This window comes from Thermus brockianus, assembly GCF_001880325.1.
Taxonomy (GTDB): Bacteria; Deinococcota; Deinococci; order Deinococcales; family Thermaceae; genus Thermus; species Thermus brockianus.
Genome location: NZ_CP016312.1, coordinates 604,574 through 620,318, shown reverse-complemented (window position 1 = coordinate 620,318; position 15,745 = coordinate 604,574). Strand labels below are relative to the sequence as shown.

Below are 15,745 nucleotides of genomic sequence, written 5' to 3'. Positions count from 1 at the left end.
GCCCTATGAAGCCGGGCCTCTATCCCGTGGTGGGGCCGCCGGCTTCGGGGAAGACCACCTGGGCCCTGGAAGAGGCCTTAAAAGCCCTGGGGCGGCGGGAACGGGTCTGGTGGGTGGGGCTTCCCCACCAGCGCCCCTACCTCTACCGCCTCCTGGCGCAGAGGGGGGCTTTTTTGGGCTTGGAGTTCCTCTCCTTCCAAGCCCTTTACTACCGGGTGGTGGCGGAGGCGGGAAGGCTTCGCCCCCTTCTGCCCGGGGCGGGGCGGGTGGCCCTGGTGGGGGAGGCCTTGCGCACGCTTTTCGGGCCCCAGGTGGCCCCGGGGGAGGCCCGCCTCTTCGCCCGGGCCATCGCCGAGCTCAAGCGCTTTGGCCTACCCCCCTTTGCCCTGCCCAAGGAGGGGGAGGCGGGGCGGCTAAGGCGGGTTTACTTCCTCTACGAGCGGCTTAAGGGAAAGGCCCTGGACTACGACGACTTCCGCCACCTGGCCGGGAAGGTGCCCCTAAGGCTTTTCCCGAGGCCGGGCCTGGTGGTGGTGGACGGCTTCCGGGAAATCGGCCCCTTGGACCTCCGCTTCCTCCGCCGCCTGGCGCAGGAGGTCCCCGTCCTCCTCACCCTGGAGCTCCTCCCCGAGGGGCTTGAGCCTATAAAGGAGCTTTCGCCAAGGCCCATCCGGCGCCGGGTTTACGCCCTCGCCAACCCCGTGGAGGAAAGCCGCTACCTCCTCCGGGCCCTGAAGCGGGCCCTCGCCCCCAAGGAGCTGGGCGGGGAGGGGCTTAGCCCGGAGGAGATCCTGGTGGTGGCCCCGGAAGGGCGCATCCCCGGGCTCCTCGTCCTCAAGGAAGAGTACGGCCTTCCCCTGGTGGACGGCAGGGAGCGGGCCTTGGCGGACACGGAGGAGGGGGAAAGGGTCCTCGCCCTCCTCAACCCCTTTCCCACGGGAAGGGACCTCTTGGCCTTGGGGTTTTCCCACTTGGGGCGGAAGGCCCTCCGCCTGGGCCTGGCGGGGGAGGAGGCCTTGAGGGCCCTGGCGGAGCGGGAAGGCCTATTGGAGGAGTGGCAGGCCTTCTGCGCCCTAAGGGTTCCAGGGGGGGACCCCTTGGCCTGGGGGGAGGCGGTCCTGGAGCGGCTTGGGGTTTCCGCCAAGGAGCCCTTCCTCGCCCGGCTCCGCCTGGCCTTGCGGGTGGACCGGATAAACCCCCTTCCCTGGTGGCGGAGCCTCCTTCTGGACGAGACCCTGCCGCCCGAGCCGGAGCAGGGCCTCCCCCTCCTTCCCCCCTTGCGGGCCACGGGGGTGAGGGCCCGGCGGGTTTACGTCCTGGAGTGGCTCGCCGGGCGGTACACCCTGGGGGAGAGGGAGGACTACTTCCTCCTGGAGGAGTTGCGGGAGAGAGGCCTTCTCCAGAGGCTTCCCCGGCGGCTTCGGGGGCTAGACCCCCTGTTCCAAGAGGAGATGGCAAGCCGGGGGGAGGAGGTCTTCCTCCTTTATCCGGAGGCGGGGCCCTCGGGGCCCTATGCGCCCTTGGAAAAGGGGGAAAGGCCCGAGCCCTTGCCCCCGGCAAGCCTTTTGGAGGCCCTCCCCTGGGAGCCCTTCACCCCCCCTTCGCCCCGGAGCCAGGCCCCGCCGCCCCACCTCGAGGTCCTCCGCCGCTACCAGGAGTGCCCCTTCCGCGCCTATGCGGAGCGCTTTGGGCTTTGGGATAGGGAGGAAGGCGCGGGCTGGCACCTTCTGCCCAAGGAGCTTGCGCGCCTAAAGGAAGACCCCGAGGTGGGCCCTTGGCTTAGGGCGCACCAGGACCACCTGGAGGGAATGGCGTTTTGGAGGCCTTGGCGGGGCAAGCGCTATGCCCTTCGGCTGGATGGGGTGCGGCGGGAGGGGAAGACCCTGCACCTCTACCGCCTCCTGCCCCAGGGGAAAAGCCCCGACCTGGACCCTAAGAGCCGCTGGACAGAATGGATGGCCTTGGAGGCCCTCTTGCAACGGGAAGACGTGGACAGGGTTTACCTCTGGACCTGGACCTGGCTTGAGGCCCCTAGGCTCCAACGGCAAACCCCTTACCGCAGGGACCAGTCCGTGCCCGCCGCGAAGGAGATCCACCCACACTTGGAGGAGGCCCTGCGGGGTTGGGAAGCGGGGGTTTTCCCCCCAAGGCCAGGCCCTCACTGCTATACCTGCTCCCTGGGCGATGTCTGCCGCAAGGAGGCGCTATGAAGCTCTACGTGGCCTCGGCGGGTACGGGAAAGACCCACGCCTTGGTGCAGGAGCTTTTGGCGAGGCTTAGGGAGGGGGTGCCCCTAAGGCGCATGGCCGCCATCACCTTCACCCGCAAGGCGGCAGAGGAGCTAAGGGAGCGCATCTTGGAGGCGGTGGCTGCCCTGGGGGACGGGGAGGCGAAACGGGAGGCCCATGGGGCGGTCTTCACCACCATCCACGGCTTCATGGCCGAGGCCTTGCGCCACACCGCGCCCCTCCTTTCCCTAGACCCCGACTTCGCCGTTTTGGACGAGTTTCTGGCGGAGGGCATCTTCTTGGAGGAGGTGCGAAGCCTCCTTTACCTCAAGGGCCTTCCCTCGGATTGGGAGGAGCTCCTACAGAAGCTATACCAGAAACGCTCCTTGGCGGAGGCGTTTTCCCCCGCTGGAGAGGAGAACCGCTTCCTCGTCACCCTTTACGGGGAGGCCCTTTCGGGCTACCGCAAGCGGCTCTTGGAAGCCTTAGGCCCGGGCGACCTCGAGGCCCTGGCCCTCCGCCTCGTGGAAAACCCCCTGGCCCTTTCCCGCCTGGTGGGGCGCTTTCCCCACCTCTTTGTGGACGAGTACCAGGACGTGAACCCCGTGCAGGCCCGCTTTTTCCAGGCCCTGGAGGAGGCGGGGGCCAGGGTGGTGGCGGTGGGGGACCCCAAGCAGTCCATCTACCTCTTCCGCAACGCCCGGGTGGAGGTTTTCCGCCAGGCCCTATCCCGGGCGGAGAGGTGTGAGCTTCGGGAAAGCTATCGCCATGCCAAGGCGGTGGCCGCCTTCCTCAACCGCTTCCTGGATCTATTCCCGAAGGAAGAGCGAGCTTCCCTGGAGCCCCGTAGGGCGGAGGAGGGCCGGGTGGAGGTGCACTGGGTGGTGGGGGAGGGCTCCTTGGAGGCCAAGCGGGCCTTTGAGGCGCACCTCTTGGCGGAGAGGCTTAAAGCGCTCCACGGGGAAGGGGTGGGCTTCGGGGAGATGGCCGTCTTGGTGCGAAGCCGCGCGAGCCTTCCCTTTCTGGAAAGGGCCTTCCGGGCGCAGGGGGTGCCCTATGTCCTGCGGCGGGGGCAGAGCTTTTTCACCCGGCCCGAGGTGCGGGACCTCTACCACGCCCTGAGGCTTTCCCTCCTGGATGGCCCCCCTACCCCCGAGGAGCACCTTTCCCTCCTCGCCTTCCTGCGGGGGCCTTTTATGGGCCTGGACCTGGGGGAGGTGGAGGAGGCCTTGGAGGAGGAAGACCCCTTGCCCCGCCTGCCCGAGGAGGCCAGGGTGCGCCTGGATTGGCTTAAGGGTTTGGCGAATAGGAGGCCTTTGGAGGCCCTAAGGACTTTGGCCCAGGAGGAGGGTTTCTTAAAGAGGCTTCCTCCCCGGGCCCGGGCCAACCTGGACGCCCTTCTCCTCCTAGCCGCCCGCGAGCGCTTCCCGGACCTCGAGGCCCTCCTGGAGTGGCTTAAGGTGCGGGCCCAGGACCCCGAGGCCGGGGAACTCCCCGAGGGGGGCGAGGGCGTGCAGCTCCTCACCGTCCACGCCGCTAAGGGCCTGGAGTGGCCGGTGGTGGCGGTCTTTGACCTGGCCCGGGGGGAGCCCCCGGACCAGGAACCCCTCCTGGTGGGGGAGGGGGGAGAGGTGGCCCTGAGGGGTACCCCAGGCTATCTGCCCTTGGCCAAAGCCCTTAGGCAGGCCCAAAGGGAAGAGGCCCGGCGCCTCCTCTACGTGGCCCTTTCCCGGGCCAGGGACGTCCTCCTCCTCACGGGAAGCCTCTCCGGGCGCCCCGGGCCCTGGGCGGAGGCCCTCTTAGCCCTGGGCCTAGGACCCGATGGGGAAGACCCCTTAGTGCACCGCCACGTCCTGGGCCCCATCCCCAAGGCGCCTTTGAAGAGGGTGGAGGAGAACCCCAAACCTGCCCCCTACGCCGGCTGGCGCCTCGCCCCAAGCCCCTTGCCCCGGGTCTACTCCCCGAGCGCCCTGCGCAAGGAAGAGCCGAAGCCCCTGGCGGAAGCCTTGGAGGGGGAGGCCATGCCGGAGCACGCCCGGGCCCTGGGCACCCTGGTCCACTACGCCATCGCCCGCAACCTGGACCCCAGGGACAGGGCCGTCATGGAAGCCCTCCTCCTCCAGGAGGTGGTCTTTCCCTTTGCCGAGGAGGAAAGGGAGGCCCTCCTCGCCGAGGTGAAGGGCCTCCTTTCCCGCTACCACGCCCTTTTGGGCGGGGCCCTGCCTGCCCTTGCGGACCGGGCCGAGGACCACCCCGAACTCCCCCTGGTCCTTCCCCTGGAGGGCACCGTCTGGTACGGGGTTCTGGACCGCCTTTACCGGGTGGGGGATAAGTGGTTCTTGGACGACTACAAGACCGACCAGAAGATGCGCCCCGAGGAGTACCGCTTCCAGCTCGCCCTCTACGCCGAGGCGGTGCGAAGGGCCCTCGGGGTGGAGGCGGAGGCCCGGCTCGTCTACCTGCGGCACGGCGAAGTCCACGCTTTTTCCCAAGAGGACCTTCGGAAGGCCCTAAAGGAAGACCCCCCGGGGTGAGCCCGGGGGGCCAAGGGGGAAACGCCTAGCGCTTGGAGTACTGGGGCGCCCGGCGGGCTTTGTGCTTGCCGTACTTCTTCCTTTCCACCATGCGGGGGTCACGGGTGAGGAAGCCCAAGGGCTTGAGCTTGGCGCGGTAGTCGGGGTTGTAGCGCAACAGGGCCCGGGCCACCCCCAGCTTGATGGCGTCAATCTGGCCGCTCTTGCCCCCGCCCGTCACGGTGATGTAGGCGTCAAAGCGGCCCAAGGCGTCCACCACCCTAAGGGGCTCCAGGGCGGCCACCGCCCGCACGATGCCCTGGAAGTAGTCCTGGAAGTCTTGGCCGTTCACGGTGACCTTGCCGCTTCCGGGCCTTAGGAATACCCGGGCCACCGCCTCTTTACGCCTACCGGTGCCGTAATACTGCTCCATCACTGGACCTCCAGCTTCACGGGCTTCTGCGCCTGGTGGGGGTGGGTGGGCCCGGCGTAGACCTTAAGCCGCTTGAAGAGCTTCCGGCCCAAGGGACCCTTGGGGAGCATGCCCTTCACCGCATGCTCCAGCACCCGCTCGGGGTGGGTGGCGAGCATCTTTTCCGCCGGGATCTCCTTAAGGCCCCCCTGGTAGCCGCTATAGCGGGTGTAGATCTTCTGCTTGAGCTTCTTCCCCGTGAGGCGGATCTTGTCGGCGTTGACCACCACCACGAAGTCCCCCATGGCCACGTTGGGGGTCCAGTCGGGGCGGTGCTTGCCCCTAAGGAGGGTGGCGATCTGGGTGGCGAGCCGCCCCAGGGTCTTGCCCTCGGCGTCAATCAGAACCCAACGGGGCTCAATCTCCTTCGGCACGTACGTCTGCATGACCAGGGCCCTCCTGAAAGTTCTTGCCGGGGGATCGGGGGACCCCGCAAGAACGCCAAAGAAGACTCTACCACAAACCAAGCCCTTCCGCCAGATGTGGTAGGCTAAAGTCCCGTGAACGGGGTTTCCGATAGCCCAAAAAGGCCCAGGAAGTACGTATTCGTCACCGGGGGCGTGGTGTCTAGCCTGGGGAAGGGGATCCTAACCTCCTCCCTGGGGGCCCTTTTCCGGGCCCGGGGGTACCGGGTCACGGCCATCAAGATTGACCCCTACGTGAACGTGGATGCGGGCACCATGCGTCCCTACGAGCACGGGGAGGTTTTCGTCACCGCCGACGGGGCCGAAACCGACCTGGACATCGGCCACTACGAGCGCTTTTTGGACATGGACCTCTCCCGGGGGAACAACCTCACCACGGGCCAGGTCTACCTGTCCGTGATCCAGAAGGAGCGCCGGGGCGAGTACCTCTCCCAGACGGTCCAGGTCATCCCCCACATCACCGACGAGATCAAGGACCGCATCCGCAAGGTGGCGGAGGAGCAGAGGGCGGAGGTGGTGGTGGTGGAGGTGGGGGGCACGGTGGGGGATATTGAAAGCCTCCCCTTTCTGGAGGCCATCCGCCAGTTCCGCTTTGACGAAGGGGAGGAGAACACCTTCTACATCCACCTCACCCTGGTCCCCTACCTGGAAACCAGCGAGGAGTTCAAGACCAAGCCCACGCAGCACTCCGTGGCCACCCTAAGGGGAGTGGGCATCCAGCCCGACGCCATCGTCTTGCGCTCGGTGAAGCCCGTGCCTGAGGAGGTGAGGAAAAAGGTGGCCCTCTTCACCAACGTCCGTCCCGGGCACGTCTTCTCCAGCCCCAACGTGGAGCACCTCTACGAGGTACCCCTCCTTCTGGAGGAGCAGGGCCTGGGCCGGGCGGTGGAGAAGGCCTTGGGGCTTGAGCCCGTCTTCCCCAACCTCTCCTTCTGGCAGGAGGCGGTGAGGGTCTTGAAGCATCCCGAGCGCACGGTGCGCATCGCCATCGCCGGCAAGTACGTGAAGATGCCCGACGCCTACCTTTCCCTCCTCGAGGCCCTGAAGCACGCGGGCATCAAGAACCGGGCCCGGGTGGAGGTGAAGTGGGTGGACGCCGAGGCCCTGGAGGCCGGGGACCTGGACGAGGCCTTCGCCGACGTTTCCGGCATCCTGGTGCCCGGAGGTTTTGGCGTGCGGGGGATTGAGGGCAAGGTGCGGGCGGCCCAGTACGCCCGGGAGCGGAAAATCCCCTACCTGGGCATCTGCTTGGGCCTCCAGATCGCCGTGATTGAGTTCGCCCGCCATGTGGCGGGGCTTAAGGGGGCCAACTCCACGGAGTTTGACCCCTACACCCCCCACCCCGTGATTGACCTCATGCCGGAGCAGCTGGAGGTGGAGGGCCTAGGGGGGACCATGCGCCTCGGCGACTGGCCCATGCGCATCCGGGAAGGCACCCTCCTCCGCCGCCTCTACGGCAAGGAGGAGGCCATGGAGCGCCACCGCCACCGCTACGAGGTGAACCCCCTTTACGTGGACCAGCTGGAGCGGGCCGGGCTCGTCATCTCCGCCATCACCCCGGGGATGCGGGGCCGGGGGGCGGGGCTGGTGGAGGCCATTGAGCTCAGGGACCACCCCTTCTTCGTGGCCCTCCAGAGCCACCCCGAGTTCAAAAGCCGCCCCATGCGCCCTTCCCCTCCCTTCGCCGGCTTCGTGGAGGCGGCCCTGCGCCACGGCTAGCGGAGGAGGCTTGCCGCCTGCCGGGCCACCCGGCCGGAAAACCCCTTTTGCAGGGCGAAGCGGAGGGCCTCCTCCTCTTCCTGCCCCCTGAGGGGCCGGCCCAGGTGGTGGGCCACCGCCTTGAGGTAAAGGGCCTTGTCAAAGGGCGGGAAGGTGAGGACGAGGCCAAAGCGCTCGGAAAGGGCCAGGGTGTCCTGAAGGGCGTCCCAGGCCTCGGGGGCCTCCCCGGGCAAGGGGTTTTCCCCTAAGCGCCTTACCAGGTGGCGGCGGTTGGAGGTGGCGACGAGGAGGACGTTTTCCGGAGGGCCCTCCAGGCTCCCCTCCAACAGGGCCTTTAGGTGGTGGAAGGCCTCGCCGTCGGGGTCCAGGGAGAGATCGTCCAGGAAGAGGAAGAAGCGGTGGGGGAGGAGGGCGAGGGTTTCCAGAAGGGTTTCTAGCCGGGAAAGCGCCCGGGGCTCCACCTCCACCATCCGGGCCCCTTCCAAGCGCAAAAGCCCCTTGGCGGCGGTGCTTTTCCCCGTGCCCCGCGCCCCGTAGAGGAGGGTGTGGAGGGCGGGCCTGCCCGAGAGGAAGCGCCGGGCGTTTTCCTCCAGGGCCTGGCGCTGGGCCTCGTAGCCCACGAGCTCATCCTCCCGGGGGAGGCGGGGGGAGGGAAGGGGGTGCACCTCCCCGTCAAAGCGGAAGGCGCGGTAGAGGGCGAAAGGCCAAGGCCCGTGGGCCCTTAGGACCTCCACCAGGGCGAGGGGGTCGCGGGCGAGAAGGGCCCGAAGCGCCCCCTCCTCCGCCGGGTGGGGTGGGCGCTCCCCTAGGTTTCCCAAAGGGTATTCCTGCCGCAGACGCTCCAGTTCCAGGTAGAGGGCCTCCAGGTCCAGTCGGATGAGGTCCAAAAGCCCCGGGGTGGGCCTTAGGGCGCGGAAGGCCCAAGGGGCCTTGAGGAGAGCCTGGGCCAGGGCGTAGCCCCAGGGTTCCCCCTCCGGGAGGTCCAGGGACAGGAGGTCTAAGGGGGTCTTGGGATGGTCCATGGGCCCATGATAAGAAACCCCCCGGGTTTCCCCGGGGGTCTTCTGGTGGGCCGCACAGGACTCGAACCTGTAACCCACCGATTAAGAGTCGGTTGCTCTACCGGTTGAGCTAGCGGCCCAAACGCCAAAAGCTAGTGTAGCCCCCCCTTTTTCCCCTGTCAATAGACGTAGAGCACCGCCCGCCCCGCCAGCACCACCACCCGCACCTCCCCCAGGGCCTCGTTCTCCAAGGTGCGGGCGGTGGCCGCCAAGGGGGTTGGGGGAAGGTTAAAGCGGGCCCCTTCCAGGGCCAGGGTGGCCTCGAGGAAGGGGACGAGGCTAAAGGGGGTACCCGCCCCCAAGGGGAAGGCGTGTTCCCCGGGAAGGAGGGGGTAGGCCCAGGTGAGCCCGTCCGTGAGGGCCACCCTCACCCCCCTTTCCGCCAGGGCGAAGGCCAGGGCCAGGTGCGCCAGGGTGTGGTCCAGCCTCCCCCCGATCCCCCCAAGCAGGAGCACCTCCTCCGCCCCCAGGGCTAGGGCCTTCCGCAGGAGGGCTTCCCCGTCCGTGAGGTCCTTTTCCCGGGGCAACACCTCCTTGGGGGCGGCGAGGGCCTCCTGGAGCCAAGGGGGGCTTGAGTCAAAGTCCCCAAGCCAAACCTCCGGGGTGAACCCCAAGGCCAGGGCGTGCCTTCCCCCCGAGTCCGCCGCCAGGAAGCGGAAACCCTTGAGCCTTTCCCGCAGGGCCTCGCTAACCAGAAGGGGGCCTCCCAGGAAGAGGGCGAAGCGCCTCATCCCTCCAAGGCTACCGCCTGTGCGAGGTCCAGGTGGAGCCCCACCGCCTCGCCCTCTTCCGGGCCTTCGGGGGCCTCGAGGTAAAGCCGTAGCCCTTCCAGCCGCACCCATAGCCCCACCCGCCCCCCGTAGAAGAGCCTTTCCGCCACCACGCCCCGCCACGCTCCACCCAAGGAGAGGGCCCTAGGAGGGAGGAGGTGGACCTTAGGGGGTAGGCCCAGGCGGGCGCTTTCCTCGGGGCCAAGGAGGTTTTTATGCCCCAGGAAGCGGGCGGTCCAGGCATCCTTGGGCCGGGCGTACACCTCCTCGGGCCGGCCCACCTGCACAAGCCGGCCCTCCCGTAGAAGGGCGACCCGGTGGGCGAGGAGGAAGGCCTCCTTCTGGTCGTGGGTCACGAGGAGGGTGGTGATCTTTTCCTCCCGTAGGGTTTTCCGCAGGAAGAAAAGGAGTTCTTCCCTGAGCCTTAAGTCCAAGGCCCCCAAGGCCTCGTCCAGGAGGAGAAGCCGGGGCCTTGCCGCCAGGGCTCGGGCTAAGGCCACCCGCTGCTTTTCCCCACCGGAAAGGGCCTCGGGGCGCTTCCCGGCATGGGGGGTGAGCTCCATGCGGCGAAGGAGTTCCAGCACCCGCCCTTCCCGCTTCTCCCGGGGCCAGCGGGCCTCCACCAAGGGAAAGGCGATGTTCTCCGCCACGGTGAGGTGGGGGAAAAGGGCGTAGTCCTGGAAGAGGAAACCCACCCCCCGCCTCTCGGGGGGCAGAGGGGTGAGGTCCAGGGGGCCTAGGCGCACGTAGCCCCGGTCCGGGGTGAGGAGCCCGGCCACCAGGCGGAGCAAGGTGCTCTTGCCGCTTCCCGAGGGGCCTAGGAGGGCCAGAACCTCCCCTTCCCTTACCTCCAGGCTCACCTCCAGGCGAAACCCGGGAAAGCCCTTTGCCAAAGCGAGGGCAAGCACCCCTCCATTAAAGCAAGGCCCAGGGCCTTTAGGCCCCGGGCCCACCCAGGCTCCTTACTTGAGCCCCAGCTTCTTCCGCTCCTCCAGCACCTGTTGGGAGGTGAGTTTCTTGTCCCGCAAGGCCTTAACCTCGGCGGCGGTGAAGGGCTTGAAGCCCTGGACCTTCTTGTCATCCCCCCAGGCGGTGGCGATGTGGTTGAGAAGGGCGGCGATCTCCTCGTCCTTGAGCCCATTGAAGCCGGGCATAGCCCCGTTGTACTTCATCCCCTTGACCTCAATCTGCCCCTGGAGGCCCCAAAGGAGGACCTTGATCAGGTACTCCCGCCCCCCCTGTTTGGCGAGGATCTCCGCCACGTGGCCGGCAAGGGGCGGGAAGGCCCCGGGCAGGCCTTGGCCATTGGCTTGGTGGCAACCTGCGCACTGGGCGTAAAGCTTAGCGCCGTCCGCCTGGGCCAAGGCCAGGCCGCCGAGAAGGAGGAGAGCGATAAGGGTCCGCTTCATCTTTACCCTCCGGGGTATAGGGTAGTTTGTCCCTTCAAGCCCGTCAAGGGGGATGCCTTTAGGAAACCTTAAGCTCTGCGCCCAAGGCGCTTTACGGGAGAGGGGTATGCGTTTCCACTTCTTATATGCACTATTACACGGGGTATAATGTGAAGGATTGCTCTAGCGTGTGTAACTACCCCTTGATTTTTAGCTGGTAAACCTGGTAAGGTACAAATGTCCTTGGGTGTACCGAGGCGGTGTAAAGTATGTACGCGTACCGGGTACTTTGGCTGACGCTGCTGATGGGCCTGGCCTTGGCCGCGCCGGATTTTGGCCGCTGGTATCCCTTCCGTGAGGCCCAGGTCCTGGCCCAGGAGCACACCCGGGTCCTCATGGTGTACTTCCATAGCCCCCACTGCCCCTACTGCGACCAGATGAACACCTTTGTCCTCTCCGATCCTGGGGTAAGCCGCCTTTTGGAGGAGCGCTTCGTGGTGGCCTCCGTGGGCACGGAAACCCCGGAGGGGCAGGACCTGGCCCGGCGCTTCCGCGTGCCGGGCACCCCCACCTTTGTCTTCCTCGTCCCCAGGAAGGGGGCGTGGGAAGAGGTGGGCCGGTTTTTTGGCAGCCGGCCCCGGGCGCAGTTCCTCATGGAGTTGCGCCAGATGTGCGCCAAGGGAGGTGTGTGTGAATAGGCGAGCTTTTTTGAAGGCAACCGGTGTGGCCCTTTCCGCCCTCGCCGTGGCGGGGCTACCGGCCATGGCCCAAGGGCTGGAAGGGGAGGACCTGGCCAACCTGGAGAAGGCCTTACAGGAGGCCTTGGGCAAGGGCTTCAAGGACCTCACCCCCTCCAACCTGGTGAAGCTCACCATGCCCGCCATCGCCGAAAGCGGGGCCAACGTGCCCGCCGAGGTGGAGGTGAGCCTGCCCTCCAATCAGGTCAAGGCCATCCACCTCTTCGCCGACAAGAACCCCACGCCCCGGTTGGTGACCTTCATGCCCATGAAGGCCCTTCCCTACTACGCCACCCGGGTCCGCCTGGCGGAGACCACCGCTGTCCGGGCCGTGGTGGAGACCGCCGACGGCAAGTTGCTTCTGGCCTCGGCCAGCACCCGCGTTACCGTGGGGGGCTGCGGTTAAGGAAAGGAGGTAGAAGATGCCCATCCGCACCATCGTTCGCCTGACCCCGGCCAAGCCCAAGGCGGGAGAGGAGTTCCGGCTCCAGGCGGTAGCCCAGCATCCCAACGAACCTGGCACCCGCCGGGATGCCCAGGGTAACCTCATCCCCGCCAATTACATCAACCTGGTGGAGGTCTACTTTGAAGGGGAAAAGGTGGCGGAGGCCCGGCCTGGCCCCTCCACCAGCGCCAACCCCCTTTACGGCTTCAAGTTCAAGGCGGAAAAGCCGGGGACCTTCACGGTGAAGCTTAAGGACACCAGCGGCGACACGGGGGAGGCTCAGGTCAAGCTGGAGCTGGCCTAAGGCAAGGCGCCCGGATTCCCGGGCGCCTTTATGGAGGTGGATATATGCGGCCCAAGGCGTGGTGGGTGGTAGGTGCGGCCCTTCTTTTGCTCCTTGGCTTGGCCCAAGAGGTAGACCCCCGGGAGGAGGCCAAAAGGCAAAAGGAGCTCCTCCTCCAGACCGCAGGCATCCTGCCCACGGAGCTCGTGGTCCAGCAGGGTGAGGAGCTTTTCCACCGGAAAGGCCCTAGCGGCAAGACCATGGCCGAATGCGATTTCGGCCTGGGAAAAGGGGTCTTGGAAGGGGCAGCAGCCCGGCTTCCCCGCTATTTCCTGGACACGGGCCGGGTGGAGGACCTGGATCACCGCATCCTCACCTGCATGACCAAGGTGCAGGGATTCCCAAGGGAAGCGGTGAAGCGGTCCGAGGTGGTGGCGGTGGCCTTTTACATCGCCAGCAAGTCCACAGGCCATAGGATTAACGTCCGCCTCCTCTTCCCCCAGGAGAAGGAGCTTTATGCCCTCGGGGAGAAGCTCTTCTACGCCCGCACCGGGGCCAGGGATGTGGGCTGCGCCACCTGCCACGTGACCTACGTGGGCAAGCGGGCTGGCGTCCTGCCCTACGCCGACGTGCTGGGCAAGGATCAGTCTTGGACCCACTGGCCTGCGTACCGCTACTCCAACGACCAGACCTGGACCATGCAGGACCGCATCCGGGCCTGCTACGGCAACATCGCCCACCCCCAGCCGGACCTCTACTCTTTGCCCATCCTCGCCTTGGAGCTCTTCCTGGCCTATCACAACAACGGGGCGGTGGTGGAGGAGTGGCCCGCTTTTGTGCGGTGAGGAGGGAGCATGAAGAAGGCTATTTTGGTCCTCTCGGTTCTTTCCTTGGTAGCTTGGGGCTTGGCCCAGCGCTACTTTAGCGAGAAGGAGCTTCAGCTCATTCAAAGCGGGGGTAAGGCCTACGCGGGGGTCTTCCAAAACCAGCGCCCGGACCAGGCCCTTTGTTCCCTCCACCGAAACCGCCTACCTGCCGACCTCCTACCCCAGTTCCTGGAGGAGCAGCGGGCCCTCATCAAGTACCCGCAGAACGGGAGGCTAATGGGGGACTGGAAGAAGGGCGGGGCCATCTTCAACAACCTGCAAAAGGCCAACTGCTTCTCCTGCCACTTCGGATCCCCGGTACACCTTGGGGGGACGTGGGGCCCAGCTTGGAGAAGTATGGGCTTAAGAGGGGCCAATCGGAAGCGGTACAGCGCTACACGTATGAGGTGATTTACAACGCGTGGGCCTACTTCCCCTGCACGGTGATGTACCGCTTCGGCGCCCAAGGCCTTCTTAGCCCCGAGGAGATCGCTGACGTGGTGGCCTACCTTTTGGACCCGGAATCCGAGTTCAACACCAAGCCGGCGGTGGGGTCTAGATGAACCGTAGGGACGTCCTTTTTCTCCTCTCCACCCTTGCGGGCTTGGGGCCCAAGGCCCTCGCCCAGGTATTGGAAAACCCGGCCCGCCTCTACGAGCTTCCCCCCTATGGGGAGGCCACCCTCCTTTACTTCTCCGACCTCCACGCCCAAGCCTTTCCTCACTACTTCATGGAGCCCCCTAATCTCATCGCCCCCAAGGCCTTGATGGGGCGGCCCGGTTACCTCACGGGGGAGGCCATTCTCCGCTACTACGGGGTGGGGAGGGGAACGCCCCTTGCGTACCTGCTCTCCCACCTGGACTTTGTGGCCCTTGCCCGCGCCTTCGGCCCTATAGGGGGGTTTTCCGCCCTCACCGCCCTCATCCGCGACCAAAAGGCCCGGGCGGAGGCGGAAGGGGCCAAGGTCCTGGTCCTGGACGGGGGGGATACCTGGACCAACTCCGGCCTTTCCCTTCTCACCCAAGGGGAAGCCCTGGTGGAGTGGCAGAACCTCACGGGGGTAGACCACATGACCTCCCACTGGGAGTGGACCTTGGGGCGGGAGCGGGTGGAGGCCCTTTTGGGGCAATTCCGCGGGGAGCACCTGGCCTATAACGTGGTGGACGAACTCTTCGGCGACCCCCTTTTCCCCGCCTACCGGCTCCATCCCGCAGGCCGCTACACCTTGGCCGTGGTGGGGGCGGCCTACCCGTACGTGAAGGTATCCCACCCGGAAAGCTTGACCGAGGGGCTTTCCTTTGCCCTGGACGAGAAGCGCCTGCAGGAGGCGGTGGACGCCGCCCGGGCCGAGGGGGCGGACGCCGTGGTCCTCCTCTCCCACCAAGGCATGCAGCTGGACGCCGCCTTGGCGGAGCGCATCCGGGGCATTGACCTGATCCTTTCCGGCCATACCCACGACCTGACCCCTTTGCCCTGGCGGGTGGGCAAGACCTGGATCGTGGCGGGAAGCGCCGCCGGCAAAGCCCTGATGCGGTTGGACCTAAAGCTGAGGAAAGGCGGCCTCGCCAACCTCCGGGTGCGGGTCCTGCCCGTTTTGGCGGACCACCTGCCCAAGGCGGAGGACGTGGAGGCGTGGCTTAGGGAAAAGGTAGCCCCGCACCGGGAGCACCTCTTTGCGCCCTTAGCCGTTACGGAAACCCTCCTTTACAAGCGGGATACCCTGTACTCCACCTGGGACCAGCTGGTGGGTCAGGCGGTAAGGGCCCTTTATCCGGAGGTGGAGGTGGTCTTTAGCCCGGCGGTGCGCTGGGGCACCACGTTGCTCCCGGGACAGGCCATTACCCGGGACCACCTTTACGCCTACACCGGCTTCACCTATCCCGAGCTTTACCTCTTCTACTTGCGGGGGGCGCAAATCCAGAGCGTTTTGGAGGACATCGCCAGCAACGTCTTTACCCCTGACCCCTTCTACCAGCAAGGGGGGGATGTGAGCCGGACCTTTGGCCTTTCCTACGTCCTGGACCCCGACGCCCCCACGGGCAAGCGGGTGCGGGAGGTGTCCGTGGGGGGTAAGGCTTTGGAGCCGGACCGCCGTTATCTGGTGGCGGCCTATGGGGGTAGGCTCCAGCGGCTTGGGGAGGCCAAGCCGGGCCACGAGCCCAGGCCCATCTATGCCGTACTGGAGGAGTACCTGAAGGGGGTTGGGCGGGTCAGGGTGGTGCCCGAGCCCAACGTGAAGGTGTTGGGCCGTAACTACCGGATACCGGAGGTGATGGGATGAAGCGAATAGGCATTGCGGCGCTAGGGCTTATCCTTCTCGGCCTCGTCCTTGCCCAGGCGGGTCCTTTCCGAGCCCGCCTCGAGGCCGCCCTACACTCGGGAGGGCATGAGTTCGCCCAGGTCATGCTTTCCCAGGACAAGGCCCAGGCCCTTTGCTCCCAGTACCGGGACAAGCTTCCCCCGGACCTCATCCCGCAGTTTTTGGCGGAGCAGAAGGCCCTGATTAAGTACCCGGCCAACGGGAAGCTCATGGGGGATTGGAAAAACGGGGAGAAGGTCTTCACCGATCCCAGGCGGGGCAACTGCTACGCCTGCCACGCCGGGGACCCCAACGAGGTGGCCCACGGCACCATGGGGCCAAGCCTCACGGGCTACGGCCAGCGGGGCACCGCAGAGGCGGTGGTGCGCTACACCTACGAGAAGATCTACAACGCCTGGGCCTTCGTCCCCTGCTCCCTCATGTACCGGGGCGGGGTCCATGGGCTTTTCACCCCGGAGGAAACCGCCGATCTGGTGGCCTTCCTCTTGGACCCCGAGTCCCCCATCAACCGGAGGTGA

Annotated in this window: 15 protein-coding genes, 1 tRNA gene and 1 pseudogene; 10 read left to right on the top strand and 7 right to left on the bottom strand. The window is 66.5% G+C overall.

All coding sequences use genetic code 11. The annotated features are described in order from the left end of the window. Nucleotides 1-5 precede the first annotated feature (5 nt). Both A0O31_RS03160 and A0O31_RS03155 read left to right on the top strand, forming a co-directional pair. Nucleotides 6-2,210 carry a PD-(D/E)XK nuclease family protein gene (locus tag A0O31_RS03160; RefSeq protein WP_071676650.1) on the top strand — a complete coding sequence of 735 codons (2,205 nt, stop codon included), beginning with the start codon at nucleotides 6-8 and terminating at the stop codon, nucleotides 2,208-2,210. Further along, the gene (locus tag A0O31_RS03155) at nucleotides 2,207-4,762 is read left to right on the top strand and encodes a UvrD-helicase domain-containing protein (RefSeq protein WP_071676649.1); all 2,556 of its coding nucleotides are present in this window, start codon (nucleotides 2,207-2,209) and stop codon (nucleotides 4,760-4,762) included. The genes A0O31_RS03160 and A0O31_RS03155 overlap by 4 nt, the downstream gene beginning before the upstream one ends. 25 nt (nucleotides 4,763-4,787) lie before the next feature. Here A0O31_RS03155 and rpsI read toward each other — a convergent pair whose 3' ends face one another. Beyond that, the gene (gene rpsI / locus A0O31_RS03150) at nucleotides 4,788-5,174 is read right to left on the bottom strand and encodes a 30S ribosomal protein S9 (RefSeq protein ID WP_039458497.1); all 387 of its coding nucleotides are present in this window, start codon (nucleotides 5,172-5,174) and stop codon (nucleotides 4,788-4,790) included. Beyond that, nucleotides 5,174-5,599, bottom strand: coding sequence for a 50S ribosomal protein L13 (rplM, locus tag A0O31_RS03145; RefSeq protein WP_071676648.1), 426 nt, complete (start codon nucleotides 5,597-5,599; stop codon nucleotides 5,174-5,176). The genes rpsI and rplM overlap by 1 nt, the downstream gene beginning before the upstream one ends. 114 nt (nucleotides 5,600-5,713) lie before the next feature. Between rplM and A0O31_RS03140 the strand changes: the two genes are divergently transcribed. Further along, nucleotides 5,714-7,357, top strand: coding sequence for a CTP synthase (locus tag A0O31_RS03140; protein WP_071676647.1), 1,644 nt, complete (start codon nucleotides 5,714-5,716; stop codon nucleotides 7,355-7,357). Here A0O31_RS03140 and A0O31_RS03135 read toward each other — a convergent pair. From A0O31_RS03135 to cycA, 5 genes are all read right to left on the bottom strand, one after another. After that, entirely contained in the window at nucleotides 7,354-8,379 is a 1,026-nt protein-coding gene (locus A0O31_RS03135; RefSeq protein ID WP_071676646.1) for a DUF815 domain-containing protein, read from the bottom strand. The genes A0O31_RS03140 and A0O31_RS03135 overlap by 4 nt on opposite strands. Nucleotides 8,380-8,422: 43 nt before the next feature. After that, nucleotides 8,423-8,498, bottom strand: a tRNA-Lys gene (locus A0O31_RS03130). Between the two features lie 39 nt (nucleotides 8,499-8,537). Then, complete coding sequence (locus A0O31_RS03125) at nucleotides 8,538-9,149, bottom strand: thiamine diphosphokinase (protein WP_071676645.1); 612 nt, start codon at nucleotides 9,147-9,149, stop codon at nucleotides 8,538-8,540. Further along, nucleotides 9,146-10,096 carry an ABC transporter ATP-binding protein gene (locus tag A0O31_RS03120; RefSeq protein WP_071676644.1) on the bottom strand — a complete coding sequence of 317 codons (951 nt, stop codon included), beginning with the start codon at nucleotides 10,094-10,096 and terminating at the stop codon, nucleotides 9,146-9,148. The genes A0O31_RS03125 and A0O31_RS03120 overlap by 4 nt, the downstream gene beginning before the upstream one ends. A 54-nt stretch (nucleotides 10,097-10,150) precedes the next feature. Beyond that, nucleotides 10,151-10,597, bottom strand: a complete 447-nt coding sequence (gene cycA / locus A0O31_RS03115; protein WP_071676643.1) for a cytochrome C-552 — start codon at nucleotides 10,595-10,597, stop codon at nucleotides 10,151-10,153. Nucleotides 10,598-10,881: 284 nt separating this feature from the next. Here cycA and A0O31_RS03110 point away from each other — a divergent pair, with 284 nt between their 5' ends. The 7 genes and pseudogenes from A0O31_RS03110 to soxX (A0O31_RS03080) all read left to right on the top strand — a co-directional run bounded on the left by A0O31_RS03110 (nucleotide 10,882) and on the right by soxX (A0O31_RS03080) (nucleotide 15,745). Next, the gene (locus tag A0O31_RS03110) at nucleotides 10,882-11,274 is read left to right on the top strand and encodes a thioredoxin fold domain-containing protein (RefSeq protein WP_420855818.1); all 393 of its coding nucleotides are present in this window, start codon (nucleotides 10,882-10,884) and stop codon (nucleotides 11,272-11,274) included. Further along, complete coding sequence (gene soxY / locus A0O31_RS03105; RefSeq protein ID WP_071676641.1) at nucleotides 11,267-11,719, top strand: thiosulfate oxidation carrier protein SoxY; 453 nt, start codon at nucleotides 11,267-11,269, stop codon at nucleotides 11,717-11,719. Before A0O31_RS03110 ends, soxY begins: the two co-directional genes overlap by 8 nt. A 16-nt stretch (nucleotides 11,720-11,735) precedes the next feature. Next, nucleotides 11,736-12,062, top strand: a complete 327-nt coding sequence (gene soxZ, locus A0O31_RS03100) for a thiosulfate oxidation carrier complex protein SoxZ (RefSeq protein WP_071676640.1) — start codon at nucleotides 11,736-11,738, stop codon at nucleotides 12,060-12,062. A 44-nt stretch (nucleotides 12,063-12,106) separates the two neighbouring features. Next, complete coding sequence (gene soxA / locus A0O31_RS03095; protein WP_071676639.1) at nucleotides 12,107-12,886, top strand: sulfur oxidation c-type cytochrome SoxA; 780 nt, start codon at nucleotides 12,107-12,109, stop codon at nucleotides 12,884-12,886. A gap of 9 nt (nucleotides 12,887-12,895) precedes the next feature. Continuing rightward, nucleotides 12,896-13,470: pseudogene (gene soxX / locus A0O31_RS03090) on the top strand (sulfur oxidation c-type cytochrome SoxX). Beyond that, nucleotides 13,467-15,188 carry a thiosulfohydrolase SoxB gene (gene soxB, locus A0O31_RS03085; RefSeq protein ID WP_071676638.1) on the top strand — a complete coding sequence of 574 codons (1,722 nt, stop codon included), beginning with the start codon at nucleotides 13,467-13,469 and terminating at the stop codon, nucleotides 15,186-15,188. Before soxX (A0O31_RS03090) ends, soxB begins: the two are co-directional and overlap by 4 nt. Continuing rightward, nucleotides 15,185-15,745 (top strand): sulfur oxidation c-type cytochrome SoxX, encoded by a 561-nt coding sequence (soxX, locus tag A0O31_RS03080; protein ID WP_071676637.1) that lies wholly within the window; start codon nucleotides 15,185-15,187, stop codon nucleotides 15,743-15,745. The genes soxB and soxX (A0O31_RS03080) overlap by 4 nt, the downstream gene beginning before the upstream one ends.

Bases quoted from the DNA above. Each gene is read 5' to 3' on its own strand.
- soxX (WP_071676637.1), top strand. From the start codon at position 15,185: ATGAAGCGAATAGGCATTGCGGCGCTAGGGCTTATCCTTCTCGGCCTC.
- cycA (WP_071676643.1), bottom strand. From the start codon at position 10,597: ATGAAGCGGACCCTTATCGCTCTCCTCCTTCTCGGCGGCCTGGCCTTG.
- A0O31_RS03160 (WP_071676650.1), top strand. From the start codon at position 6: ATGAAGCCGGGCCTCTATCCCGTGGTGGGGCCGCCGGCTTCGGGGAAG.
- rpsI (WP_039458497.1), bottom strand. From the start codon at position 5,174: ATGGAGCAGTATTACGGCACCGGTAGGCGTAAAGAGGCGGTGGCCCGG.
- A0O31_RS03155 (WP_071676649.1), top strand. From the start codon at position 2,207: ATGAAGCTCTACGTGGCCTCGGCGGGTACGGGAAAGACCCACGCCTTG.
- rplM (WP_071676648.1), bottom strand. From the start codon at position 5,599: ATGCAGACGTACGTGCCGAAGGAGATTGAGCCCCGTTGGGTTCTGATT.
- soxZ (WP_071676640.1), top strand. From the start codon at position 11,736: ATGCCCATCCGCACCATCGTTCGCCTGACCCCGGCCAAGCCCAAGGCG.
- soxA (WP_071676639.1), top strand. From the start codon at position 12,107: ATGCGGCCCAAGGCGTGGTGGGTGGTAGGTGCGGCCCTTCTTTTGCTC.
- A0O31_RS03110 (WP_420855818.1), top strand. From the start codon at position 10,882: ATGGGCCTGGCCTTGGCCGCGCCGGATTTTGGCCGCTGGTATCCCTTC.
- A0O31_RS03135 (WP_071676646.1), bottom strand. From the start codon at position 8,379: ATGGACCATCCCAAGACCCCCTTAGACCTCCTGTCCCTGGACCTCCCG.
- soxB (WP_071676638.1), top strand. From the start codon at position 13,467: ATGAACCGTAGGGACGTCCTTTTTCTCCTCTCCACCCTTGCGGGCTTG.
- A0O31_RS03125 (WP_071676645.1), bottom strand. From the start codon at position 9,149: ATGAGGCGCTTCGCCCTCTTCCTGGGAGGCCCCCTTCTGGTTAGCGAG.